Origin of the sequence: Paenibacillus macerans, assembly GCF_050565405.1 — a bacterium.
GTDB classification, from domain to species: Bacteria; Bacillota; Bacilli; order Paenibacillales; family Paenibacillaceae; genus Fontibacillus; species Fontibacillus macerans_B.
The window spans coordinates 1-23,298 of sequence record NZ_JBNYYG010000063.1 but is presented as its reverse complement, the minus strand read 5'-3'; the positions used below and the strand labels follow the sequence as shown (position 1 = coordinate 23,298).

The 23,298-nt window shown below is 53.9% G+C and carries 21 protein-coding genes and 3 tRNA genes; 5 read left to right on the top strand and 19 right to left on the bottom strand.

What is annotated here, in order from left to right; genetic code table 11:
• Window positions 1-325 precede the first annotated feature (325 nt).
• The 5 genes from ispG to ACQ4N8_RS24190 all read right to left on the bottom strand — a co-directional run bounded on the left by ispG (window position 326) and on the right by ACQ4N8_RS24190 (window position 6,224).
• Window positions 326-1,444, bottom strand: coding sequence for a flavodoxin-dependent (E)-4-hydroxy-3-methylbut-2-enyl-diphosphate synthase (gene ispG / locus ACQ4N8_RS24210; RefSeq protein WP_430706914.1), 1,119 nt, complete (start codon window positions 1,442-1,444; stop codon window positions 326-328).
• 124 nt (window positions 1,445-1,568) lie between these two features.
• Window positions 1,569-2,825 (bottom strand): ATP-dependent protease ATP-binding subunit ClpX, encoded by a 1,257-nt coding sequence (clpX, locus tag ACQ4N8_RS24205; RefSeq protein WP_430706913.1) that lies wholly within the window; start codon window positions 2,823-2,825, stop codon window positions 1,569-1,571.
• 12 nt (window positions 2,826-2,837) lie between these two features.
• Complete coding sequence (clpP, locus tag ACQ4N8_RS24200) at window positions 2,838-3,428, bottom strand: ATP-dependent Clp endopeptidase proteolytic subunit ClpP (RefSeq protein WP_430706912.1); 591 nt, start codon at window positions 3,426-3,428, stop codon at window positions 2,838-2,840.
• Between the two features lie 258 nt (window positions 3,429-3,686).
• Window positions 3,687-5,111, bottom strand: a complete 1,425-nt coding sequence (gene tig, locus ACQ4N8_RS24195; protein WP_430706911.1) for a trigger factor — start codon at window positions 5,109-5,111, stop codon at window positions 3,687-3,689.
• Between the two features lie 225 nt (window positions 5,112-5,336).
• Window positions 5,337-6,224: a hypothetical protein gene (locus ACQ4N8_RS24190; RefSeq protein ID WP_430706910.1), complete on the bottom strand. Its 888-nt coding sequence runs from the start codon at window positions 6,222-6,224 to the stop codon at window positions 5,337-5,339.
• A gap of 235 nt (window positions 6,225-6,459) precedes the next feature.
• On the opposite strand from ACQ4N8_RS24190, the gene ACQ4N8_RS24185 reads away from it, so the two are divergent.
• Window positions 6,460-6,533 (top strand) — tRNA-Arg (locus ACQ4N8_RS24185).
• A 236-nt stretch (window positions 6,534-6,769) separates the two neighbouring features.
• Here the strand turns inward: ACQ4N8_RS24185 and ACQ4N8_RS24180 are convergent.
• The 9 genes from ACQ4N8_RS24180 to ACQ4N8_RS24140 all read right to left on the bottom strand — a co-directional run bounded on the left by ACQ4N8_RS24180 (window position 6,770) and on the right by ACQ4N8_RS24140 (window position 16,269).
• Window positions 6,770-7,192, bottom strand: a complete 423-nt coding sequence (locus tag ACQ4N8_RS24180; RefSeq protein WP_430706909.1) for a DUF1801 domain-containing protein — start codon at window positions 7,190-7,192, stop codon at window positions 6,770-6,772.
• 121 nt (window positions 7,193-7,313) lie between these two features.
• Entirely contained in the window at window positions 7,314-8,123 is an 810-nt protein-coding gene (locus ACQ4N8_RS24175; protein ID WP_430706908.1) for an alpha/beta fold hydrolase, read from the bottom strand.
• A 75-nt stretch (window positions 8,124-8,198) separates the two neighbouring features.
• Window positions 8,199-8,807, bottom strand: a complete 609-nt coding sequence (locus ACQ4N8_RS24170; RefSeq protein ID WP_430706907.1) for a GNAT family N-acetyltransferase — start codon at window positions 8,805-8,807, stop codon at window positions 8,199-8,201.
• Window positions 8,808-8,994: 187 nt separating this feature from the next.
• Complete coding sequence (locus ACQ4N8_RS24165) at window positions 8,995-9,948, bottom strand: L-lactate dehydrogenase (protein ID WP_430706906.1); 954 nt, start codon at window positions 9,946-9,948, stop codon at window positions 8,995-8,997.
• A 185-nt stretch (window positions 9,949-10,133) separates the two neighbouring features.
• On the bottom strand, window positions 10,134-11,030 hold the full coding sequence (nikC, locus tag ACQ4N8_RS24160; RefSeq protein WP_430706905.1) for a nickel transporter permease: 897 nt from the start codon (window positions 11,028-11,030) through the stop codon (window positions 10,134-10,136).
• Window positions 11,031-11,042: 12 nt separating this feature from the next.
• Complete coding sequence (locus ACQ4N8_RS24155; protein WP_430706904.1) at window positions 11,043-12,047, bottom strand: ABC transporter permease; 1,005 nt, start codon at window positions 12,045-12,047, stop codon at window positions 11,043-11,045.
• A gap of 39 nt (window positions 12,048-12,086) precedes the next feature.
• The gene (locus tag ACQ4N8_RS24150; RefSeq protein ID WP_430706903.1) at window positions 12,087-13,760 is read right to left on the bottom strand and encodes an ABC transporter substrate-binding protein; all 1,674 of its coding nucleotides are present in this window, start codon (window positions 13,758-13,760) and stop codon (window positions 12,087-12,089) included.
• A gap of 521 nt (window positions 13,761-14,281) precedes the next feature.
• Entirely contained in the window at window positions 14,282-15,283 is a 1,002-nt protein-coding gene (locus tag ACQ4N8_RS24145; protein ID WP_430706902.1) for an ABC transporter ATP-binding protein, read from the bottom strand.
• Window positions 15,280-16,269, bottom strand: a complete 990-nt coding sequence (locus ACQ4N8_RS24140) for an ABC transporter ATP-binding protein (protein ID WP_430706901.1) — start codon at window positions 16,267-16,269, stop codon at window positions 15,280-15,282. Before ACQ4N8_RS24140 ends, ACQ4N8_RS24145 begins: the two co-directional genes overlap by 4 nt.
• Before the next feature lie 548 nt (window positions 16,270-16,817).
• On the opposite strand from ACQ4N8_RS24140, the gene ACQ4N8_RS24135 reads away from it, so the two are divergent.
• Window positions 16,818-17,399, top strand: coding sequence for a thioredoxin family protein (locus ACQ4N8_RS24135; RefSeq protein WP_430706900.1), 582 nt, complete (start codon window positions 16,818-16,820; stop codon window positions 17,397-17,399).
• 3 nt (window positions 17,400-17,402) lie between these two features.
• On the top strand, window positions 17,403-17,903 hold the full coding sequence (locus ACQ4N8_RS24130; RefSeq protein WP_430706899.1) for a glutathione peroxidase: 501 nt from the start codon (window positions 17,403-17,405) through the stop codon (window positions 17,901-17,903).
• Window positions 17,904-17,994: 91 nt separating this feature from the next.
• Here ACQ4N8_RS24130 and pstA read toward each other — a convergent pair whose 3' ends face one another.
• The 4 genes from pstA to ACQ4N8_RS24110 form a co-directional block, all read right to left on the bottom strand.
• Window positions 17,995-18,876, bottom strand: coding sequence for a phosphate ABC transporter permease PstA (gene pstA, locus ACQ4N8_RS24125; protein WP_430706898.1), 882 nt, complete (start codon window positions 18,874-18,876; stop codon window positions 17,995-17,997).
• Between the two features lie 3 nt (window positions 18,877-18,879).
• The gene (gene pstC, locus ACQ4N8_RS24120) at window positions 18,880-19,758 is read right to left on the bottom strand and encodes a phosphate ABC transporter permease subunit PstC (protein WP_430706921.1); all 879 of its coding nucleotides are present in this window, start codon (window positions 19,756-19,758) and stop codon (window positions 18,880-18,882) included.
• 136 nt (window positions 19,759-19,894) lie between these two features.
• Window positions 19,895-20,755 carry a phosphate ABC transporter substrate-binding protein gene (locus ACQ4N8_RS24115; RefSeq protein WP_430706897.1) on the bottom strand — a complete coding sequence of 287 codons (861 nt, stop codon included), beginning with the start codon at window positions 20,753-20,755 and terminating at the stop codon, window positions 19,895-19,897.
• A 26-nt stretch (window positions 20,756-20,781) separates the two neighbouring features.
• Complete coding sequence (locus ACQ4N8_RS24110) at window positions 20,782-22,203, bottom strand: stalk domain-containing protein (RefSeq protein WP_430706896.1); 1,422 nt, start codon at window positions 22,201-22,203, stop codon at window positions 20,782-20,784.
• Between the two features lie 234 nt (window positions 22,204-22,437).
• On the opposite strand from ACQ4N8_RS24110, the gene ACQ4N8_RS24105 reads away from it, so the two are divergent.
• Both ACQ4N8_RS24105 and ACQ4N8_RS24100 read left to right on the top strand, forming a co-directional pair.
• A complete protein-coding gene (locus ACQ4N8_RS24105) occupies window positions 22,438-22,815 on the top strand; it encodes a PilZ domain-containing protein (RefSeq protein ID WP_430706895.1) in 378 nt (125 codons plus the stop codon).
• 73 nt (window positions 22,816-22,888) lie between these two features.
• Window positions 22,889-22,962: transfer RNA gene (locus tag ACQ4N8_RS24100), tRNA-Gly, on the top strand.
• 186 nt (window positions 22,963-23,148) lie between these two features.
• Here the strand turns inward: ACQ4N8_RS24100 and ACQ4N8_RS24095 are convergent.
• A tRNA-Arg gene (locus tag ACQ4N8_RS24095) sits at window positions 23,149-23,222 on the bottom strand.
• Between the last annotated feature and the right edge of the window lie 76 nt (window positions 23,223-23,298).

Below are 23,298 nucleotides of genomic sequence, written 5' to 3'. Positions count from 1 at the left end.
TTCCTTAAATCGCAAGAAAAACTTCAGCTTAGGGCGGTCTGTCTTCTTTGATTGTTCGTCGATAAAGTTTTTCTTATATCGAAGCAGGTCATGAAGCGGATTCGACGTCGAATCTTGAATTCAGCCGGGACTTCCGTTGCTCACGTACCCCAAACGAACGCCCCGCTACTCAGTCCCTAGCTTCATCCAACCTTCTCGGTGCTGAAAAGCCGACTTTTTGAACATACACTTAAAGTACGGCTTTATGACCCGCACTTTATTAACGAAAAGCAGCAAAAAGCCGCCAACTGCACTCAAGGCAGTTGACGGCTTAACAAGGCCGATATTAAGCTTTCGCGTGGCGGTGTTCTTTGCGTCCGGGGATTTCTCCGGTGGCTTCGTACACTTCCACGATATGATCGATCTCTTTCTTCAACTCGGAAAGCAGGTCCGCTTCCGGTACCTTGCGGATCATTTCTCCGTAGCGAAAGAGCAGCCCTTCGCCGCGGGCCCCGGCGATGCCGATGTCCGCTTCGCGCGCTTCGCCCGGTCCGTTGACCGCGCAGCCAAGCACGGATACCTTGATCGGTACCTTCAAGTTCGCGATGTAAGCCTCCACCTCGTTGGCGATGGAGAACAGGTCGATGTCGAGCCGGCCGCACGTTGGGCAGGACACCAGCGTCGCTGCATTCGTGATCAACCCAAACGTTTTGAGCAGCTCGCGCGCCACCTTCACTTCCTCGACCGGGTCGGCGCTGAGCGAGATGCGCAGCGTCGATCCGATGCCCATCGACAGCAGGGCGCCGATTCCGGCCGCGCTCTTTACCGTGCCGGAGAACAACGTCCCGGCTTCCGTGATCCCCAAGTGCAGCGGGTAAGGAATGACTTCGGCCGCTTTGCTATAGGCTGCGATCGCCATCGGCACATCGGATGCCTTCAGCGATACGATGATGTCATGGAAGTCCAGCTCCTCCAATATACCGATGTGGAACAAGGCGCTTTCCACCATCGCTTCCGGCGTCGGATAGCCGTATTTCTCCAGCAAGTGGTTCTCCAGCGACCCGGCGTTGACGCCGATCCGGATCGGAATCCCGCGCTCCTTGCAGGCATTGACGACCGCTTCGACCTTCTCCCGGCGCCCGATGTTGCCCGGATTGATCCGGACTTTATCGATGCCGTTCTCGATCGCCAGCAGCGCCAGCTTATAGTTGAAATGGATGTCGGCTACCAGCGGGATATGAATCTGCTTCTTGATTTCCTTGATCGCCGCAGCCGCTTCCTCATTGTTCACCGTCACGCGTACCAGTTGGCAGCCAGCTTCCTCCAAACGAAGAATTTCGGCCACCGTGGCGGCGACATCCGCCGTCTTCGTGGTACACATGCTTTGGATGATCACTTCGTTGCTGCCGCCGATCGTCAGATTCCCGACTTTGACCGGCCGCGTATCTTGCCTCAAGAATGTCATGTCTGGTCTCTCCCATAACGATCAAGCTCCACCCCTGCGAAGAGCGCCTGCAAACACAGGGCGCATCAGTCGCAAAGGTGGAGACCTCGACCTCTATTTTGTCGCGGTTACGGCTGGTTCAGCCTTACGCGCTCTCTTCCTGTTTCTTGTTTTTCTTGGTCGCCAGCTCAGGCACGGTTTTCTCCTGCACGACCTTCTCCGTAATGACGCAATCCGAGATATCGTCGCGGGACGGCACTTCGTACATTACGTCCAGCATAATGCCTTCGATGATCGCACGGAGTCCGCGAGCGCCGGTATTGCGTTTGATCGCTTCGCGCGCGATTGCCTCGAGCGCTTTCGGCTCGAACTCCAAATTCACGTTGTCGAGCTCAAGCAGCTTCTGATACTGCTTCACGAGCGCGTTCTTCGGCTCGGACAGGATACGGACCAGCGTCTTCTCGTCCAGCGGCTCGAGCGTCGAGATGACCGGCAAACGGCCGACGAACTCAGGGATCAACCCGAATTTCAGCAGGTCTTCCGGCAGAACCATCGAGAGGTACTCGCCCGGCTTCAGATCCTTCTGCCCGTCGCTCACCGCGTTAAAGCCGATGACTTTCTTGCCGATCCGGCGTTTGATCATTTGCTCCAGGCCGTCAAACGCCCCGCCGCAGATGAACAAAATGTTCGTCGTATCGATTTGGATGAATTCCTGATGCGGATGCTTGCGACCGCCTTGCGGAGGTACCGAAGCAACCGTGCCTTCCAGGATTTTCAGCAGCGCCTGCTGTACGCCTTCGCCGGAAACGTCGCGGGTAATCGAAGGATTCTCCGATTTGCGAGCCACTTTATCGATCTCGTCGATGTAAATGATGCCGCGTTCCGCTTTTTCCACGTCATAGTCGGCGGCCTGGATCAGCTTGAGCAAAATATTCTCCACGTCCTCGCCCACATATCCGGCTTCCGTCAAAGAAGTCGCGTCGGCGATCGCAAACGGAACGTTCAGGATTTTGGCCATCGTTTGAGCCAGCAGCGTCTTGCCGGAGCCCGTGGGTCCCAGCAGCAAAATGTTGCTCTTCTGCAGCTCTACGTCCTCGATTTTGCTTTGCGTGTTCACCCGTTTGTAGTGATTGTAAACCGCAACGGAGAGCGATTTCTTCGCTTGATCTTGACCGATGACGTACTGGTCCAGAATATCGCGGATTTCCTTTGGTTTCGGAATTTCCTTGAGGTCCAGCTCTTCCTCGTGGCCGAGCTCCTCTTCGACGATTTCCGTGCACAGCTCAATGCATTCGTCGCATATATAAACGCCTGGTCCGGCTACAAGCTTGCGTACCTGTTCCTGCGATTTGCCGCAGAACGAGCATTTCAGTTGTCCTTTTTCATCGTTAAACTTAAACATGTAAACACCCCTTTATGATTTAATGGGCTTATTGATGACCTGGTCGATAATCCCGTAGGCCTTAGCCTCTTCCGCGCTCATGAAAAAGTCGCGGTCCGTGTCGCGCTCGATCTTCTCAAGGGGTTGACCCGTCCGATCCACGTAAATCTGGTTCAGTTTCTCTCTCGTCTTGATGATCCAGTCGGCATGGATTTTGATATCCGTCGCCTGACCGCGAACACCGCCGAGCGGCTGATGAATCATCACTTCGCTATTGGGCAGGGCGAAGCGTTTGCCAGGGGCTCCTGCCGTAAGCAGCAAAGATCCCATGCTCGCCGCCATACCCACGCAGATCGTGGACACATCGGGCTGGATGAATTGCATCGTATCATATATACCCATCCCCGCGGTGACGGAACCACCCGGAGAATTGATGTACAGGTGAATATCTTTCTCAGGATCCTCGGCCGCCAAGAACAACAGTTGGGCAATCACGAGATTGGCTACTTCATCATCAATAGCGTTACTGAGAAAAATAATGCGATCTTTAAGGAGTCTCGAATAGATATCGTAAGACCGTTCTCCCCGATTCGTTTGTTCTACGACCATAGGTACCAGACTCATGCGACCAACCTCTTTTCCTTTTCAATTTCCCTTGCGCTTACAGAAACATTCTATCATGTTCAAAGCCTCATGTCATTTTTCACACAGTACAGTTTATGTCGGCTTTGACACATTATATAACAGTGGGCCTGTTCCGTACGAAATGGAAATAAATGTATCGCAAAAAGGTGAAAAATTAAGGCACGCATTTTGAGATACGTGCCCTAACTTTATTCATGATGTATTAGTTAGGAAGCCGGGGAAAGATTGGAGTAACGATTACTCTTCGTCTTTGGACTCTTCGGCTTCTTTTTGTTCGTCGGCTTTAGGTTCGGCTTTTGTCGACTTTTTCGTCGTTTTCTTAGCTGCCGGCTTTGTTTCTTTTTCTTCTTTGGAGTTCGCCGCTGGCTCAGCCGGACCTTCCTTGCTGTTCTCAAGCAAGAATTCGATCGTCTTGCGAAGCAGGATTTCCTCGTTCAAGCTGCCGAGCGAACCGTTGGCTGCCAAAATATTGCGGATATCCTCAGGCGTACGTTTGTAAGCTTCCGCCATATCGTTAAGCTCTTTGTTGATCTCGTCTTGAGTGACTTCGATTTTCTCGGCTTTGGCGATTTGCTCGAGCACCAGGTTGTTGCGAACGCGTTTTTCCGCGTCTCCCTGCATTTGACCTCTAAGGTCATCCACCGTTTGACCGGAGAAGCTCAGGAACATATCCAGGTTCATGCCTTGGGAACGAAGACGGTTGTCGAAATCGCGGACCATGTTCTCCACTTCGCCTTGGATCATGGCTTCCGGAATTTCCACCTCGGCGCTTTCGCCGATTTTGTCTACGAGCGCCGATTCGCGGGCTGCTTTGCCGTCTTGCTCTTTGCGAGCGGCCAGCTGTTTCTTCAGATCTTCCTTGAACTCGTCCAGCGTATCGAATTCGCTAACGTCTTTGGCGAACTCGTCGTCCAGCTCAGGAAGCTGTTTGCGTTTGATTTCATTCACTTTTACTTTGAACACGGCTTCTTTGCCGGCCAGTTCTTCCGCATGGTACGTTTCCGGGAAAGTAACCGTAACGTCCTTGAAGTCGCCGGTAGCCAGTCCAACCACTTGATCCTCGAAGCCCGGAATGAACGAGTTGCTTCCGAGTTCCAGGGAGTAACGTTCCGCTTTGCCGCCTTCGAAAGGCTCGCCGTCTACGGAACCGTCAAAGTCGATGACGACCGTATCGCCGTTTTGAGCCGCTTCTTCGTCGATCACGACAAGCTCGGCATGACGCTGTTGCAGGCGTTCCAGTTCTTGAGCGAGTTCCTCGTCGCTAACTTCAACGTTAACGGCAGGGACTTCAACGCCTTTGTATTCGCCAAGCTTCACTTCAGGTTTAACGGTAATTCTTGCCTTGAACTTGAAAGGTTGCCCTTTGGCAAATTGTTCTACGTCCACTTCCGGGCGATCCACCGGGAAAATATCCGTTTGGTCTACGGCTTCGCCGTACACTTCAGGCAGCAAAATATCGATGGCATCTTGATACAAGCTTTCCACGCCGAAACGCGCTTCAAAAATAGGCCGAGGCACTTTGCCTTTACGGAAACCAGGTACGTTGGCTTTCTTGACTACTTTTTGAAAAGCTTTATCCAGTGCGGCGGCCACGCGCTCCGCTCCCACTTCAACCTCGAGAACGCCGAGGTTCTTCTCTATTTTTTCCCAAGTTGCTTTCATTTTATGCCTTCCCCTCCAAATTTCGCATATACTTAAATACTGAAACCGAATCGCGAATAAAGCAGCTATTAAGGTTCCAGTATAGCTGTCTCTATGAGCACGATCAGAATAACCATTATATTATAAACAACAATACATCTTTTTACAAGAGCTGATCCAGAGGCAGGATATGGCTATGGTTCCGCCGAACGCAGCTTTATGGATTGCCCCTTACGATACGCCTGCCTAAAGCCCGCGAACTCCGCTCGCCGCGGCGAATTTTGCCATGGTTCGGCAGACCTGCTCATAACGAAGCCGCAGTCCGTCGGTAATTCCGTACATCGCGCGTATTTCCTCCTCGGTTTTTCCGCCGGGCAGACTGTCCGCCACCATTTGGTGCAGCGCCGCCGCCCAAATGTCGATCACCGCATCCTCGTCGCTCAGAAGCGATCGGTAATCCATCGTACCGTAGAGGGCCATCACGAACTGCGACCACAACTCCTGGGCGAAATAAAATAAGGTTGGGTCATGCACCTGCGTCTGATCCCCTACGCGCTCGAGAACCGCCTGTACCGCGGGCGGAAAATCATCGGGCTTCAGCGGAACGGCCTCGACCTCCACTTCAACCAACTCTCCTCCGCGAAAAAAAGAGAGCGTGCCGGTCGTGCCTCGCCGCCGCAGCGTTTGCAGCACCCGGTACTGGAGCAGCGGATGAAGCTCCCTCCCTTTCAACCAACCGATCAACGCTTCATCTATTTCCGGACGGTCCAAGTAAGCGAGCTGGTCCAAAGCGAGGAAGGTCTGCTCCGACAACGGCTTCTCCATGACGGTATGCAGCAGCTTGCCGGCATAATGCTCATCCTCGGCCAATTTGGCCTCGGCATGCCTGCGAGCCAGCGTTTCCTCGGTTTCTTCCTCGTCGCCGAGGAGGTTCGATTCCGTATCGCCGTTCGCTAACGCGGGAAAAGCATCGGTCAGCCAGTCCAGCAGCGCCTGCCATTCTTCGTAGTGGCGGGGATCTTCGCCCTGGCATTGGAGCAGAAACCGCAGAAGCTCTACGGCTTCCCCGTATCTCTCCGTTTCCAGCATGCGGGTCAGCTCGATCTGGTAATAATCGAGCGTTTTCGGAAACAAAACGATGTTGTCTTTCTCGTCGGGTCGTAAACTGCTGATAAGGGCACCTCCTTTCTTCCGTGTTGCAATTAATTGAGATTATAGCATAGTCCCTATAGAAGGCAAAAACCTGGGGTTTGCGAATGAAATGCCGCCTGCCGCAAAAATGTCTCCAACCAATTTACCCATTATGTATTGCTTCCTCCACGCAGCTGTGATAAAATATTTTTTGCTTGCGTTTTTGATATTTTAAGATGTCCCAGTAGCTCAGCTGGATAGAGCAACGGCCTTCTAAGCCGTCGGTCGGGGGTTCGAATCCCTCCTGGGACGTAGCCTAGCACTCCTAATTTTAGGAGTGCTTTTTCTATGTCTCAGGGAGGGTGAGAACCCCCTTGAGGGGGTTCGTCGGAGCGAAGCCGTCCGCAGCAGCGGGACGGAGGAGCGGAGTCTCGAGCGGTGCGAGAGGACCCCGACGGGGACGGTAGCGGAAAACAAAAAAATTAACTGGAGGTTTTCCAGTTAATTTAGATGAATCGTACAGCCAGCAAAAAAACAAAGTTTGTCAATCACCCGTTCGGATACGTCTTCTGCAGAAATTCCACCGACTGCCGGATCAACTCACGGAGCACACCCACATCGATATCATTGACTTTGTTGATGTAAACGCAGCCTTTTCCGGCCGTATGTTTTCCGAAGGAAGCCAGGAGTTCCTCACGTACGGTATCGCCAGGAGCAAAGTACAGGCTGATCTTCGCTTTCCGCGGCGAAAAGCCCACAAACGGCGCATCCCCTTCATGGCCGGACGCGTACCGGTAATGATACGAGCCGAACCCGATGATGCTGGGCCCCCACATCTTCGCCGGAAAGCCGGTCGTTTCCGCAAAAATATCCAACAGCCGGTAGGCGTCTTCCTTTTTCTTCGGGTGATCCACATTTTCAATAAATTCGATTACGCTGTTGTCGTTTTCTTTCATTTTCGGCTCATCCATTACGCCAACTCCCTCCTTATTCAGCCCCATATCGATCTAATTCCGCGCGTCGATCCCAACGGACGGGATGACGCATTTGCGGCATACGCCCATTGTCCAAGATCTCCAAAACAGCTGCAGCTTAACCCTCGATCCGGTCCAGCCATTCGTTGATCAACGCGTTAAACAAATCTTCCCGCTCGAACTGCAGATTATGTCCCGCTTTGTCCAAAACGACAAACGAGCCTCGCGGATACAGCTCCAGGAGCCGCAGCGCGTCCGCATACCCTACCGACGCATCCTGCCTCCCCAGCAGGAACAGCGATGGACCGGGAAATTCGGCCTGATCGATCGGAAAGGTGAAACCGTACCGCTTCCTGATGCCGTTCAAAAAGCTCTCGTTTGCGATGCTGCACCCGGGAACCACTTCATTGGCATATCTTGTCCAGGTGTAACGATCCAGGATAACGCCCATCGAGCGAAAATCCTCGTACTCTTCGGCAGAGAGCGTCGAAGCCAATTCGGCTTCCTCATGTAAAATCGTATGTACGGGCAGCGTCCGATCATCATGCTCCGGCACGATCATCGGGCAGATGAAAGCCGCTCCTTCAACCAATTCAGGCCGGCGCGCAATAATTCCTCTCGCCAAATACCCGCCGTAAGACTCCCCCGCAAGAAGAAAAGGAGAGTCCGGAATCCGCTCCTCGATGAAATCCAGGATCGCCTCCAGCATCCCGTCGGTATCGGCAATTCCCTCATACCCCCGGGATCGCCCCATCCCCGGCAGGTCGACATAAATCCGTCTCCAGCCCGGTCTTTCCCGAAACACCGGCTCCATGCAGCCGCTCATCAATCGATGGTCCACCGTAAATCCGTGAATCATCAAAATCGGACGTCCCGTGCCGACCTCTTCATAATAAATCTCCGCCTCTCTCACCTTGCAAAAAGGCACCCTGCCCACCTCCCTTATATTTCTATTTCATATCATAATACGAATGTATGTTCTTGGATAGTCTCTATTTTCCTGTCATCGGGGCACGGGTTTGTCCGCCTGCTTCTTCATATATAACCTGGCGTTGAACCCAGCCTGTTTCCGAAACCACCTTTGCGGCTTCCGCTTAAAGACGGTGTATCCCAATTTCTCATACAGCCGAATCGCCGCCGAATTGGTATCCACCACCTCCAAAATATATTCGTCGTAATCCAGCATCAAGAGGAGATGATCATGCAGTTTGGTCGCGATCCCCCGCCCCCTGGCCTCTTCCGCGGTGGCAACCGATTCAAAGTAACACTGCCGCTCCTTCAGCTCCAAAGGTTTCTCCAGTTCCTGCCTGACCAAAATATAAAACACCCCCCCTCTCAACCAGCCCAGTTCCTTACGCAAAACCTGCTTATCAAACCGAAAGGCCCGTTTCTGCCCAGTCGAAAAAGCGAAAATCCCCACCACGCGCCCCTCGGTCAGTGCAACCGCAAATTGTTCCCTGACCAAGGCGTGCTCCAGCGCCCTTGCCAGCTTCCCCCGATCCGCGGCAAAGAAACGCAGCGAGTCGTAAAAACCATCCACGAAAACCTCCGCGGCCTGCCTTAAGCCAGCCTCCTCAAGCTCCGCTAAATTCCGAATGGCGATTTCGTTCATTTTTCAGCCCACCTGTACATTTTTTTCTACTATATATCAAGAGATAGGCCGGTAGAACCACCCCCAGCAGGAGTCTCGCTTCATCCTTGCGGCTTAAGCCGGACGTCCCCAGGCCATGCAACGCACAAAAAAAGCACCCGCCCGCATAGGGGCGAATGCTCTTCATTCCGAAGGAAACAAATCACGCTTACTTTTGCTGCAGATTGCCGATCGCCGACTTCAGGATTTGGCAGGATTGCTCGAATTTGCGCTGCTCCTCCCAGGTCAAACTCAGCTCCAGCACCTCTTCGATCCCGCCTTCGCCGATGATCGCCGGGACCCCGGCGCACACCCCGGTCTGCCCGTATTCGCCTTCGAGTACGGCGGATACGGCGATGATTTTATGTTCGTCGTTCAGGATCGAACGCACGATAAAGCTAAGCGCGTTGCCGATGCCGAACTGCGTATTGCCTTTCCGGGTGAAGATCTCCCAGCCGGCATCCCTCGTCTTCTTGGCGATTTCGTCCAGGTTCACGTGTCGGAACCGCTGCTTGTGCTGTTCGAGAATATGCAGCAGCGGCTTCCCACCGATGGTCACATGCGACCAGGCGACGAACTGCGATTCGCCGTGTTCGCCGAGCGCGTACCCGTTTACGCTGCGGGGATCGATGGAAAACACCTCCGACAGCAGCGTTTTCAGCCGGGCCGAATCGATCGATGTGCCTGTGCCGATCACCCGGTTTCGTGGAAAACCTGACACCTCGCGTACGATATGCGTCACGATATCGACCGGATTGGCCGCTACGACAAACACGCCGTTGAAACCTCCGCCGACGATCCGGCTGACGATATCCCGCGTGATTTTCTCGGCTTCCTCCAACACATCAAGCCTCGTTTGCCCCGGCTTCGGATTGGCTCCCGCCGTCAGCACGACCACGTCGACATCCCCGCAATCCTCCAGCCGGCCGGCCGAAACCTTCGTACGGGCCTGCGTAAAATCCATGCAGTGCGACAAATCCAGCGCATGCGCCACCGCGCGGTCATAAGTGCGGTCGATCATCATGATCTCGTCGCTCACCGATTGGTTGATCATCGAGTAGGCGCACGCCGTACCTACCAAGCCGGACCCGACGATGGTTACCTTTCTTGACTTTTTGGCCATCCCGCCGCCTCCTCATCCTTGCCAATCTCTATATCCTATGCCTTAAATTATAACCGGAAACCCTCGTGATGTGACAATAACTAACATGACTTTTTAATCTCTTATTTGTGACGGATATATTATGTGGTTTTCTCGCGCAAAAAAAACTGCCGGGAAACCTCCCGGCAGTCGTACGCCAAACGATATTAGCTTTTCATCCGCGGGTCCAACGCGTCGCGCAAGCCGTCGCCCATCAGGTTGAAGGCGAGCACGGTCAGCATGATCGAGATCCCTGGAAAGATAACGGTCCACGGGGCCGTAGCGATAAATTGGCGCGAATCGGACAGCATCTTGCCCCATTCCGGAGCGGGCGGCTGAGCGCCCAGGCCCAGAAAGCCCAATGCCGCGGCTTCGATGATCGCCGTCGCAATGCCCAGCGTACCCTGCACGATGATCGGCGTCAAGCTGTTCGGCAGGATATGCCGCAGCAGGATGGCGCTGTTTTTCATCCCGATGGCCCGCGCGGCGGTAATGTACTCTTCGTTTTTCAAACTGAGCACCTTGGCGCGCACAAGCCGGCCGTAAGTCGGAATGTTGACGATCGCGATGGCGAGCAGCGCATTTTGCAAGGACGGGCCCAGGATGGCCACGATGGCGATCGCCAGCAAAATGCTCGGAAACGCCAGCAAAATATCAAACAGCCGCGAAATCACCATGTCGATCCATTTGCCGTAGAAGCCGGCCAAAATGCCTAACAACGTGCCCAGAATGATCGAGCCCACGACCGAAAAGGTACCGACCCACAAGGAAATGCGGGCTCCGTACAGCACCCGGGTAAACAGGTCGCGTCCCAGATCGTCCGTTCCGAACCAATGGTCCGCGGACGGGGGCTTCAGCCGGTCGGCCAGTACCTGCGTCTTAAAATCATAAGGGGCGATGAACGGAGCAAACAGCGCGATCAGGATGAAAAACACGATCATGACCAGGCCGGCCATTGCGATTTTGTTCTTGCGGAAAGCTCTCCACGCATCGCGCCAAGGTCCGGAAACCTTCTCTGCCGAGATGGCGGTGCTGCCGTTTGTGCTTGCTGTTGCTTGCGCCATGGTTTCCCTCCTTTACCGGTAACGGATGCGCGGATCGACCGCTGCGTACAGCAAATCCACGATCAGATTGATAATGACGAAAATAAAAGCGATGATCAGAATGCCGGACTGAATAACCGGGTAGTCCCGGGAGCTGATCGCCTCGTAAATGTACCGTCCCACCCCGGGCCAGGCGAAAATCGTCTCCGTCAGCACCGCGCCGCCGAGCAGCGCGCCGGTCTGCAGGCCGATGACGGTAAGGACCGGGATAAAGGCGTTTTTCAGCGCGTGTTTATACACGACGATAAACTGGGACAAGCCTTTGGCTTTGGCCGTACGGACGAAATCCGAATTCATGACCTCCAGCATGCTGGAGCGCGTCATCCGGGCGATGACCGCCATCGGAATGGTGCCCAGCGCCACGCTTGGCAGGATCAGATGTTTGACCACCGTCCACAATTGATCCCATCGTCCCGCGATGAGGCTGTCGATCAGGTATAGATTGGTGACGGCTTCTACCGGGTCGCGCTGGTTCATGCGGCCGATCGAAGGCAGCCAATGCAGCTTCAGCGAGAAGATCCACTGCTCCATTAGCCCCAGCCAGAAGATCGGCATCGACACCCCGATCAGCGCGATGAGCATGCAAATATAATCGAACCATGAGTTTTGCTTCCAGGCGCTGATGATGCCGGCGTTCACGCCGAAAAAGATCGCGAACGCCATCGCCGCAAGGGTCAGCTCGGCCGTGGCCGCCAAATAGGGCATAATCTCCTGGGTAATCGGCACCCTCGTACGGATCGATTGCCCCAGGTCGCCTTTCAGCAAGTCCCCCATATACGTGAAGTACTGCTGATACCACGGGTTGTTAAGCCCCAGCTGTTCGCGGAGCGCCTCCTTGGACTGTTCCGTCGCCTTCTGTCCCAGAATCGTCTCCGCAGGATCGCCGGGGATCGCATGGATAATGGAAAAGACGATAATCGTCATGCCGATCAGGACAGGAACCATGATGAATATTCGTTTCAAAATATAAGCTTTCAAGATGAGGTTCACCTGCCAGAGGCGTTAGGGTACCGCCCGTTATTCGAAATAGATGTTGCTGTAGTACTCCGTTCCCGTCGGTGCCGGAACATATCCCTTCAGATTCGCTTTGGCCGCCAGCAGCGGCGTCGTATGCACGAGCGGGATCCAAGGAGCGTCGGCTTTGATGGTTTCCTGAGCCTTTTTATAGAGTTCTTCGCGTTTCGATTGCTCGGTTTCTTTTTGTGCGGCGATCAACAATTCATGAAGCTCGTCATTGGCATAATAGCTGTAGTTGTTGGACGGAATGGCGTCTTTGTCCAGCAGCGTGTACAGGAAGTTGTCCGGGTCGCCGTTGTCGCCGGTCCAGCCGAGCATGAAGATATCGTCCTTCTCGCCGGCTTGCGCGTCGTCGAGATAAGTCGCCCACTCCGGAGATTCGATGACGACCTTGACGCCGATCGATTCGAAATTTTGTTGGATGACTTCGGCCACCTTTTTGCCGTCCGGCATGTATGGACGGGATACCGGCATCGCGTAGAAGGTGTATTCGCCCGGCAAGCCGTTCGGGTAACCCGCTTCCGCCAGCAGCGCCTTCGCTTTCTCCAAATCGAATTCGTAATCAGTGATGCTGTCGTTATAACCCCACAGGGACGGCGGCATCGGGTTTTTGGCCGGTTCCGCTTGGCCGGCGAAGAATGCGTCGATGATCGCTTGCTTGTCGACGGCATGGTTCAGCGCCTGTCTGACTTTCACGTCGTTGAACGGTTCTTTTTTCAAGTTAAAGCCGATATAACCTACGTTGTTCGACGGACGTTCGATTTTTTGCAGATCCGGGTTGGCCTCCAAGGTCGCCAGATCGTCCGGGCTCAAATCTTCCATCAGGTCGATTTCCCCGCTTTGCAGCGCATTAAAGCGCGCGGAGTTGTCCGGAATGGAACGCACGATGACCTTGTTCAGCTTCGGAAGCCCTTCTTTCCAATAGTTCGGGTTTTTCTCCAGCGTGATCGAGTCGTTGCGTTTCCATTCTTTGAATACGAACGGGCCCGTGCCGACCGGTTCGTTCTTGAAGTTTTCCTTCTTCTCTTGAATCGCCGTCGGGCTGGCGATCCCGAAGGAGGTCATGGCCAGGTTTTGCAGGAACGGCGCTTGCGGCTGGGTCAGCGTAAATTCAACCGTATTGGCGTCAACCGCTTTGACTTCTTTGATAACGCGTTTGCCGTCAGGGCCAAACATGGAATCGTAGTAGTCGAAAGAGTCCCCTTCGAACTTGAACTCGCTTTTCGGATCGGTCCAGCGGTTGAAGTTGAATACGACGGCGTCGGCGTTAAAGTCGGTGCCGTCATGGAACTTCACGCCTTGGCGAAGCTTGAACGTGTACTTCAAACCGTCGTCGGAAACCGTCCATTCTTCGGCGAGAGAGCCTTGGACTTCCGTCGTGCCTTCCTTATACTCCAGCAAAGAATCGTAAACCTGGTGAGCGATCTTGAGGGATTCGCCGTCCGTAACGATCGCGGCGTCCAGCGAAGCGGAATCCCCGCCTCGTCCGACGATCAGCGTATCCTGGGCGGATCCGGCCGGAGCGTTCGCGTTCGCTTCCGCATTCGCCCCCGCATTCGTGCCGGCGGCACCGTTGTTGCTGCCACCTGCGTTGTTGCCTCCGCAACCCGTAAGGGCGACGGCTGCGCTAAGCGTCAAAACCAAAACGACACTGCTCCATCTTTTTACTTTCATATTGTGGCTCCCTTCTGAATAACGAAATTATTAGTTTCCTTTGTTTATAAGAAGCCGGACAAAAGTCCGAGCTATAAACCAAAAAGTCATCTTTCGATCACGAAGCAGGTCAAGAAGCTTAATCGACATCGAATCTTGATCCGGGCCAAGCAGATGCTTCCGAACCTGTTTCCTGCGGAAACATTTCAGTTGCTCACGTAGCCTCCAGCAATCTAACGGACACCAGAAACGCTATTGGCCTGCTTTGGGGCAGTTCCCAATTCTAACGGACCGAGGAGACCTTATTTCAGGTCAAAAGCGGCTAAATGGCCGCCATGAGTGACCAATAAGGTCTCTGGAGTCCGTTACAGTGGGAAATAGCCGGAAATGGGCAAATAAGGTCATTACGGTCCGTTACGCAGCCTCGCTACCGGGCGTCCCTAGCTTCTTCCAACCTTCTCGGTGCTCCAAACCTGACTTTTTGAACCTTCATTGAAATCATAGTTCAAAAAGTCATCTTTCGATCACGAAGCAGCTTGGCTTTAAGCCAACGCGCTTCCTGCGGCCCGCGCTTCCGTGAACAGGTGGCAGGCCGTCAGGTGGCCCGCTTCCGTCTCGGCCAGCTCGGGGCGGTGCGTCCGGCAGACGTCCATCGCCATCGGACAACGCGTATGGAACGCGCAGCCGATCGGCGCATTGGCCGGGCTGGGCACCTCGCCCTGCAAAATGATCCGCTCCGTTTTCTTGTCCGGATCGGGCTCCGGCACCGCGGATAACAGCGCCTGCGTGTAAGGATGCTGCGGCGCCGAGTAGAGCTTGCGCTTATCGGCGATCTCCACGATCCGCCCAAGATACATCACGGCAACCCGGTCGCAAATATGCTTCACCACGCTGAGGTCATGAGCGATGAAAATATAAGTCAGGCCGAATTCCTCCTGAAGATCCTGGAGCAGATTGACCACCTGCGACTGGATCGATACATCGAGCGCCGAAACCGGCTCGTCGGCTACGATCAGCTTCGGCTGCAGGGACAATGCCCGGGCAATGCCGATTCTCTGCCGCTGGCCGCCGGAGAACTGATGCGGATAACGCTGCAGATGGCTTTGCGTGAGTCCGACGACATCGATCAACCGATCGATCATCGCCTGTCGCTCCTTGGCATTGCCGACGCCATGCACGATAAGCGGCTCCTCCAAAACCCGCTGCACGGTATGCCGCGGATCCAGCGAGGAGTAAGGATCCTGAAACACGATCTGCATATCCTTGCGTTTCTTGCGAAGCTCCCCCGGAGCTAACGCGGTAATATCCTGGCCCTCGAAAATGACGCGTCCGCCGGTCGGCTCGATCAGCCGCAGCAGGGAACGCCCCGTCGTGGATTTGCCGCAGCCGCTTTCGCCAACCAACCCGAAGGTCTCCCCTTTTCGCACGGAAAACGAGATGTCGTCCACCGCTTTGACAAATTGCTGCGGCGTCTTTCCAAACCAGTTGTCTCCGATGGGATAATATTTCTTCAAATGCTCTACTTGCAGCAATGGTTCGCTCATACGACTTCCTCCTGTGGCGTTTCATGGAGCCAGCATCGGCAGCTATGCGCCGTTTCGAATTCCCTGAGCACGGGCAATTGCTCGAGGCAAATCGACATGGCGTGCGAACAGCGGTCGGCGAAGCGGCATCCTTTCATCTCCGTATTCAAAATAGGGACGTTGCCGGGAATGGAGAACAGCCGTTTACGCTCCTCGTCCATCCGCGGCACCGATTGGATCAGCCCTTGCGTGTACGGGTGCAGCGGATTTTTGAATATATCGCGCACGCTGCCCTCCTCCACGACTTTGCCGGCGTACATCACCGCCACGCGGTGGCACATCTCGGCCACGACCCCAAGGTCATGCGTGATCATCATCACGGCCGTTCCGTGCTCCTGGTTCAGGCGCCGGATCAAATCGAGGATTTGCGCTTGAATGGTTACGTCGAGCGCGGTCGTCGGCTCATCGGCAATCAACAGCTCGGGGCTGCAGGAGATCGCCATCGCGATCATCACCCGTTGCCGCATTCCTCCGGACAACTGGTGGGGATATTCGTCGATGATCGCCTCCGGCCTCGGGATGCCGACCTTCGTCAGCATGTCAATCGTGTGTTCCCGGGCTTCCTTCTTGCTTAATCCCCGGTGGAGGCGGACTGTTTCCCCGATTTGCTGGCCCACGGTAAACAGCGGATTCAGCGAAGTCATCGGCTCCTGAAAGATCATGGAAATCGAATTACCCCGGATTTCGCGCATCTCCCGTTCCTTCATCGGAACGATATCCTGCCCCTTGAATAAAATCGATCCGCCGGTGATTTTCCCGGGCGGCTGCGGAATGAGCTTCAAAATGGACAAGGAGGTGACGCTTTTGCCGCAGCCCGATTCGCCTACGACGCCGAGCACCTCCCCGGGATTGACATATAAATTCACGCCGTCTACCGCAGGGATTTCGCCTCGGTCTGTAAAAAAATGGGTGTGCAAGTCCTTGATCTGCAAAATCGGTTGAATCATGTCACAGCCTCTTTTCCTCAAAAAATAGATCCGGCAGTCCTTCGATCACTTTCGACAATATCAGTCAATGTCCACCAATTGCGGACAAATGTGCAATCATCCTATTTTACTGCAATCCATTAAAGTAAGAGGGTATAGCAATACCCAAAGGCAAACTTTCTTGCCATCGCGGAACGACCGGAACGTCTTGTACACACGGACAACTGTGCGTTCCCGCTTCTTCACAGCAACCAAATAAAGCAAGAAGGTGAAATAGTGCTTATTTTTTGCGCCATATCATTTGTCACACATCGAAGTATATTATTCAGCAAAATGTGACAAACAATCGAACTGCGGTCAATTGCAGTGTTAGAATTACTGACACAAAAGCGGAAATAGTTTGTTTGATAAGTTACTTTACAGTATTTTTCCGTGATAGACAATAGAAAATTTCTTAATGTCAAGTCTATGACAGATACTAGAGACGAATGTAATTTAATTTTGAGATATTGGGATAAAATGGAGTACAATAGACGTAACCGCTCACAATTTTAGAAGAAGGTGATCCTATGAGTTTTACGTTGGAAATCGGAACGAAGGCGCCGGATTTCCGGTTGCCGGCCACAGACGGACAGACTTACGCGCTGGACAGCTTTGCTTCCGCGCCAGTGCTCGTCGTGTTTTTTACCTGTAACCATTGTCCTTACGTAATCGGTTCCGATGAGATTACCCGGCAAACGGCAGAGAAGTTCAAGGAGCAAGGCGTGGCTTTTGCAGGCATTAACTCGAACAGTGAAACTACGCACCCGGAGGACTCTTTTGGGCATATGATCAAACGCATGGAGGAGCAACGCTTTCCGTGGGTATATTTGCGGGATAAGGAGCAAGAGGCGGCCAAAGCCTACGGGGCATTGCGCACGCCGCATTTCTTCGTATTCGATGCGGACCGCAAGCTGGTTTATACGGGACGGGGCGTAGACAGCCCCCGCGATACCGGCAAAATGACGGTGAACGATCTGGATCGCGCGCTGGCTGAGCTGACTTCCGGGAAGCCGGTATCTACGCCGCTCACGAATCCGATCGGCTGCAACGTGAAATGGGAAGGGCAGGACGCGCACTGGATGCCGGCGGACGCCTGCGATTTGGTGTAACCAATGAGCATATACGATTTCGAAGTCCGTACCATCTCCGGCGAAACGACGACGTTAAAACCGTATCAAGGTCAGGTGCTGCTCATCGTCAATACGGCCAGCGGCTGCGGGTTGACTCCGCATTACGAAGGGCTGCAGAGGTTGTACGGCGAATATAAGGATCAAGGCCTGACGGTCCTCGGCTTCCCGTGCAATCAATTTGCCGGGCAAGAGCCGGGAACGGAGGAAGAGATTAAAGCTTTTTGCGAAACCAACTATCAGGTTACCTTCCCACTGTTCAGTAAAATCGAAGTGAAGGGTGAAAACGCCCACCCGTTGTACAAATATCTGCTTGATCAAACGCCGGCGCCTTACCATACCGGCGATATCGAATGGAATTTCGTCAAGTTCCTCGTTGACCGGGACGGCAACGTCGTCAAGCAATACGGCGCTCGAACCGAACCCTCGGAAATCGAACCGGATATCAAGGCTTTGCTGGCCGCCTCGCCTCCTCTTCAAGAATAAAAAACGCGCCTGTATAGGCGTACTGAATGAAGCCGCCGGAGCGAATCGCTCCAGCGGCTTTTCTGGTGAAAATAGAGATGTGTGCGGGGCCTTATTTTTTCAGCTTCCTGTTGTTGAACCAAAGGGGGATGCGAAATCCGAAATTGAGCAAAAGCACGACGAACACCAGCACGGCCGCCGACTTGTCGGCGATCTGCCGGGCATCCTCCACAATCGCCTCCGATTGGACGTACCATAAATGAACCGCCAGAGTCTCGCCCGGAGAAAACAGGCTGAAATCCCACATTTCGCCCGAAGTACTGAGCCCCGCCGTCAAAATGATGACGGCCGACTCCCCGAAAGCACGGCCCGCCACCAGACAAATGCCGGTTACGATCGCATGCATCGCCACGGGAATCACGACGGTGCGGATCGTTTGGTATTTCGTCGTTCCCAGCGCGTACGCCGCATTCCGCAAGTCGTTCGGCACCGCCCGAACCGCTTCCTCCGTCACGCGGGCCAACATCGGCAGGTTGAGGAAAGCCAGGCTCACCGCTCCTCCGAGAATCGTTAGTCCGATGCCGAAATATTCCGCGAAGATCGCCAGGCCCAGCATGCCGAAGACGATCGATGGAACGGAGGACAACGACTCGACGCAAATGCGGAGCACTTCCGTAAACCGGTTGTTCGGCGCGTATTCCGCCATATAGATCCCTGCTCCCACGCCGATCGGGATCGAAATCAGGAGCGAGAGAAACAGGAGGTAAAAGGAATTGAACAGCATCGGCCCGATGCCCCCGCCGGCGTCGATTTCCTCGGGCAGCTTGATCAGGAAATCCCAAGAAATTTGCGGCAACCCCTTGCTCAGGATGGTGATCAGCAGCGAGAAGATCAGCAGCAGGATCACCGTGCCAAGGGCATAAAAGAAGCCCGTGGCCATCCGGTCCCACAGCAGGGAACGGGTGTTTTGCCGAGATGGCTTAAACCCGGTCATGTGTTACGCTTCCCCCTTTCGGCCAACGAAACGGATGATCAAGATCAGCACGAACGAGATGAGCAACAGCAAAAACGCCATCATGTGAAGGCTGTAGTTCCACGTCGACTCGAACTCCACGTTGGAAATTTGCATGACGATGTTGCTTGTCAGCACCGAAGCCGGAGCAAACAGCGATTTCGCCAGTTGCGGCGTGTTCCCGATAACCATGACCACGGCCATCGTCTCCCCGATCGCCCGTGTCATGCCCAAAATAATCGCCGCCACGATGCCGCGGCTGGATGCCGGCAGAACCACCCTGAAGATCGTCTGAAGCCGGGTGGAGCCCAGCGCGTAAGAGGCATCCCGGTACTTTTTCGGTACGGCCGTAATGGCGTCGTCGCTGATGCGGCTGATCGTCGGAAGAATCATTACCGTCAGCACCAGCGCGGCGGCCAGCAGCCCGTCGCCCAGCCCTTCGCCGCTCAACTCCCGCAGCAGCGGAAGCAGCACCGTCAAGCCGAGGTAACCGTATACGATCGACGGAATCCCGACCAGAAGATCCAATAGCGGGCGGATGAACTTCTTGACCCATGCCGGCGCGATTTCCGCGATCAGGATGGCCATGCCGACAGAGATCGGGATCGCGATGATCAAAGTCAAAACCGTTAAGGATAACGTGTTCACGATAAAAAGCGCCGCCCCGAAACGGCCTTCCTCCGGAGTCCAGTCGAACGAGAAGAAGAACTCCGCCGGCGACACTTCGCCAAAAGTCAATATCGCCGTTTTGCCGATAAAGAAGATCACCATGGCCAATACCAGGCAGAGCGCTAAAATACTGAACAGGAAATAATTTTTGAACAGCCGGTCCATTCGCCGTGCTCTTGCATTTCCGGTCGTCAAGCTCCGGTGCTGCTGAGGATCGGATGCCGAGCCGGAGCGCGGAACGGCGTTTTGAGCAGGTGCGTTCACTCTGGTTCCTCCCATACGTAAAACCAGCCCCGTGACTCAGGGGCTGGCCCGATTGATGCCGCTTGACTTATTTCATTGCCGAGATCGGAATGAACTTCAGCTTTTTCAGAGAACCTTCTTGGAATTTTTTGCTTTGCACATATTCGATGAAGGCTTTCGTCGCGCCGGTAGGCTCGCCTTTGGTCATGTAGTAACCGTAAGACCAAATTTTATATTTGCCGTTGATGACGTTTTCGACCGAGGCGGCTACCCCGTTGTGCTTCACGGCTTTAATGTCGCTGCCGCTGATGTAAGTCAAGTCGATGTAACCGATCGAGTTCGGCGTCGTGGCTACGGCCGTTTTCATGTCGCCGCTGGAGCCCACTTCCTTGTAGTTTTTCTCCTTTTTGACGATGTCTCCGCCGCCAAGCGCCTTAGCCTGATAATTGACGCGCGTGCCGGAGCCGAAGGAGCGAGTGATGACCACGATATCTTCGTCGTCGCCCCCTACGTCTTTCCAGTTGGTGATTTTCCCGGAATAAATGCCTTTCAGCTGTTCGGTCGTGAGGTTATCTACGCCAACGCTTTTGTTTACGATCGTAGCAAACGGGATAACCGCCACTTTGTTGGCGACTTGGCCTTCGAACGCTTTAAAGCCCGGTACGTCCGTGCTGGCGTCCCAGTCGCAGGCGCCGATATTCGCGATGCCCTTCTTCACGGCTTGCGGGCCGGTTACGGAACCTTTGCCCGAAGCGGCGATCTTAACTTTCGGGTGCAGCTTTTGGAACTCTTTGGAGGCCTGCAAAGTCAACGGCAACAGAGCCGTCGAGCCATTGACCGTGATTTTTCCCTTGAGATCGTCTTTGGCCCATGCGGAGCCTGTGATCGTCGTCGATAGCAGCACCGCCGAGGCGACCGCTACCAAAGAAAGCTTCTTAAACAAATTCATTCGAAAAAACCCCTTCCGGATCTTGTTTATTTAGTCAGTTCCGTTGCTTTGCCGCCTTGCACCAATACGACTTTGCCGTCCGCGAGCAACGCGAGGGTTCCATCCGCCGCCATGGTCCAGTCGGAAACGGCTGCATTCGTGCTGAAGAGTTCCGTTCTGGCGCCTGATGGAGCTACCTCGATCCATTTGCTTCCGGTTGCGCCGTCAATGAGAACGATCAGTTTACCCGAGACCCCTTCACTCGAGACAACGTTGGCGTCCGCGACCAAATTGCTGGTCTTCGTGCCGTCGGCGGAGATGAGCTTCAGAACGCTGTTCTCAATCTTTCCTTCCGGATCGGCGCTGATGTAAGTCACGCTTCCGTCAGGGAGCAAGGATAAGTACAATTTATTGTCCAGCTCTTTGGTCAATTGAACCGGCTTGGCTTTCGATTCGCCAATCTCCAGCGAGAAAACTTGCGATCCCGCTGCGGAGTAATCGATCGTCAACGACTCCTCCGTACCTTCTTTGTCCGTCTCGGCTTTGCCGGTCACGTTCACGAAGTAGACAAGCTTCTTTTCGTCCGCGGAGATCTGCACCTCGGATTTATTCTCCACTTTGTCGGCCAGCACTTCCGTAACCTTACCGGTATCTAGGCTTATGTATGCAATCTTTTCCTGCTTATCGCCTTGGATAAAGTAGATTTTCTTGCCATCGGCCGACCAAACCAAATCGGTTTTGACCGAGGTGTCGGTTCCAAGCTTCTTCACCGTGCCGCTCGTCACGTTTAAGAGAAGCAATGCGCCGCTTTCATCCGTAAAAGCAGCCAAGGAACGATCCGGCGAAACAGAAGCGCCGATGATGTTGGCGTTGTCGGAAAACACTTCGAATTGCCCGCTTTTCCCCAGTTTGACCAGTTGAGTTGTTTCCGCGTCGTCCCGGCTTGCAATCACGTTTCCGCTTGCGTCGATCAGCGGCGAGGAAAATTGCCCGCTCAGGCGAGCCGTGCTGCGCAGTTCCCCCGTTCCCTCCAGCATTTCGCCACCCAGAGCCTTAACGAGTGCCGTTGGTTCTACGTAAACCGAACCTTGCACGGATTGAGGCGCTACCGAAAATTGTGCGGCCGTACCGTCAAGCCGATAGCTTTTGGAACCGGCTTTCAACGTCACCGAGTGCATGCCTTGGCTGTCCGCTACGATCAGATCGGCGCCGTTTTGCTTAATGGAAGCCCCCAGGCCATTGGCCAAATCGCGCAGCGAATACAACGTTACTTTGTTAACGGCCACCGTTTTCAGCGAATATTTCATGCCGTCGATCACCACGTTTTGGTTAACGACTTTGAACTGGCTTGCACCGCTCTTGGCCGCGATTTGCGGATGGCCGGCCTCGGCTGCCGCCGTTGATGCCACCGCAGACGTTGTCACTACTGCGGATGCGAGAATCATGCCTAGAACTCTACTAATCTTCATCCAATTCACCCTTTATATTGGCATATGTAACTATGAATAGATTGTCGTATACAATTGTTAAATTAATTCCCGTAGATTGTAGCGCTTTGTAAAATCGTAAAATAATCCCGCAAGATGTCCGGCATTTAATCCATGCTGTTTTCGATTTCTTCGAAAAATAGGCCCAAGGATCGATGCCTTTCGTCTCGATCATCCGATATAATCGTAACTACTTTGCCGTGCAGGAGGTTTGTGATGACAACCAGAAGAACCGAACCGTTCCGTTACTCCCTGAATCCGCCGACGAATGCCCGGATCGAAATTCTTGAAATCGACGGACGGCCGTTATTGAGCAAACCCGCACAGATCGAACTGATCGATATCCACAAGTCGGGTTGCCGGATTCGTACCGGACTGAACCTGCACGCTTCCACCCATGCCATTCGGGTCGTCCTGCACGCACAGCTGGGCGATGACATGTACGCGTTTCCCGGAGAAATCCGCTGGCAGAAGGAGCTTGAGCCCCCCATTTTCCATTATGGGATATGCCTTCAGCTCAGCGCCGAAGAGAAGGAGAAGTTGAACGTCGAGTTGAGAGGGATGGCCGCCGCCCGAAAAATCATCGTCAAGTAAGGCAGCCGGCCATTTTCCGGGACGGCTTGATCTTCGCCCGGATTCGCGTTATAATATTTCTTGCTTAGCTTTTGCGGGTGTAGTTCAATGGCAGAACGCCAGCTTCCCAAGCTTGAGGCGAGGGTTCGATTCCCTTCACCCGCTCCATTCCTTAATTCTTGAATACAAATGCCATGCGGCCAAGGCCGCATGGCATTATCTTTTTCGGAGGCCAAGACACTCGTTTTTTTGTCCGGTGGCTCGCCAAACGATCATCCGCAACAATCATTACTCTTCCGATAAAGCGAGGAAAACAAAAAAAACTCTCCATAAGGAGAGGATTTATCAAACAAACGTCCCAGGAACGATTCGAACGCTCGACCGACGGCTTAGAAGGCCGTTGCTCTATCCAACTGAGCTACTGGGACACAGGGGTATGAAAAAAGGATGCGTTAATTATTATAGCGCATCCTTTTTGTTTTTTCAAAGAGCTTTTTGCGAAAA

Bases quoted from the DNA above. Each gene is read 5' to 3' on its own strand.
- ispG (WP_430706914.1), bottom strand. From the start codon at position 1,444: ATGACATTCTTGAGGCAAGATACGCGGCCGGTCAAAGTCGGGAATCTG.
- clpX (WP_430706913.1), bottom strand. From the start codon at position 2,825: ATGTTTAAGTTTAACGATGAAAAAGGACAACTGAAATGCTCGTTCTGC.
- clpP (WP_430706912.1), bottom strand. From the start codon at position 3,428: ATGAGTCTGGTACCTATGGTCGTAGAACAAACGAATCGGGGAGAACGG.
- tig (WP_430706911.1), bottom strand. From the start codon at position 5,111: ATGAAAGCAACTTGGGAAAAAATAGAGAAGAACCTCGGCGTTCTCGAG.
- ACQ4N8_RS24180 (WP_430706909.1), bottom strand. From the start codon at position 7,192: ATGGATGAGCCGAAAATGAAAGAAAACGACAACAGCGTAATCGAATTT.
- ACQ4N8_RS24170 (WP_430706907.1), bottom strand. From the start codon at position 8,807: ATGAACGAAATCGCCATTCGGAATTTAGCGGAGCTTGAGGAGGCTGGC.
- ACQ4N8_RS24165 (WP_430706906.1), bottom strand. From the start codon at position 9,948: ATGGCCAAAAAGTCAAGAAAGGTAACCATCGTCGGGTCCGGCTTGGTA.
- nikC (WP_430706905.1), bottom strand. From the start codon at position 11,030: ATGGCGCAAGCAACAGCAAGCACAAACGGCAGCACCGCCATCTCGGCA.
- ACQ4N8_RS24150 (WP_430706903.1), bottom strand. From the start codon at position 13,760: ATGAAAGTAAAAAGATGGAGCAGTGTCGTTTTGGTTTTGACGCTTAGC.
- ACQ4N8_RS24145 (WP_430706902.1), bottom strand. From the start codon at position 15,283: ATGAGCGAACCATTGCTGCAAGTAGAGCATTTGAAGAAATATTATCCC.
- ACQ4N8_RS24140 (WP_430706901.1), bottom strand. From the start codon at position 16,269: ATGATTCAACCGATTTTGCAGATCAAGGACTTGCACACCCATTTTTTT.
- ACQ4N8_RS24135 (WP_430706900.1), top strand. From the start codon at position 16,818: ATGAGTTTTACGTTGGAAATCGGAACGAAGGCGCCGGATTTCCGGTTG.
- ACQ4N8_RS24130 (WP_430706899.1), top strand. From the start codon at position 17,403: ATGAGCATATACGATTTCGAAGTCCGTACCATCTCCGGCGAAACGACG.
- pstA (WP_430706898.1), bottom strand. From the start codon at position 18,876: ATGACCGGGTTTAAGCCATCTCGGCAAAACACCCGTTCCCTGCTGTGG.
- ACQ4N8_RS24115 (WP_430706897.1), bottom strand. From the start codon at position 20,755: ATGAATTTGTTTAAGAAGCTTTCTTTGGTAGCGGTCGCCTCGGCGGTG.
- ACQ4N8_RS24110 (WP_430706896.1), bottom strand. From the start codon at position 22,203: ATGAAGATTAGTAGAGTTCTAGGCATGATTCTCGCATCCGCAGTAGTG.
- ACQ4N8_RS24105 (WP_430706895.1), top strand. From the start codon at position 22,438: ATGACAACCAGAAGAACCGAACCGTTCCGTTACTCCCTGAATCCGCCG.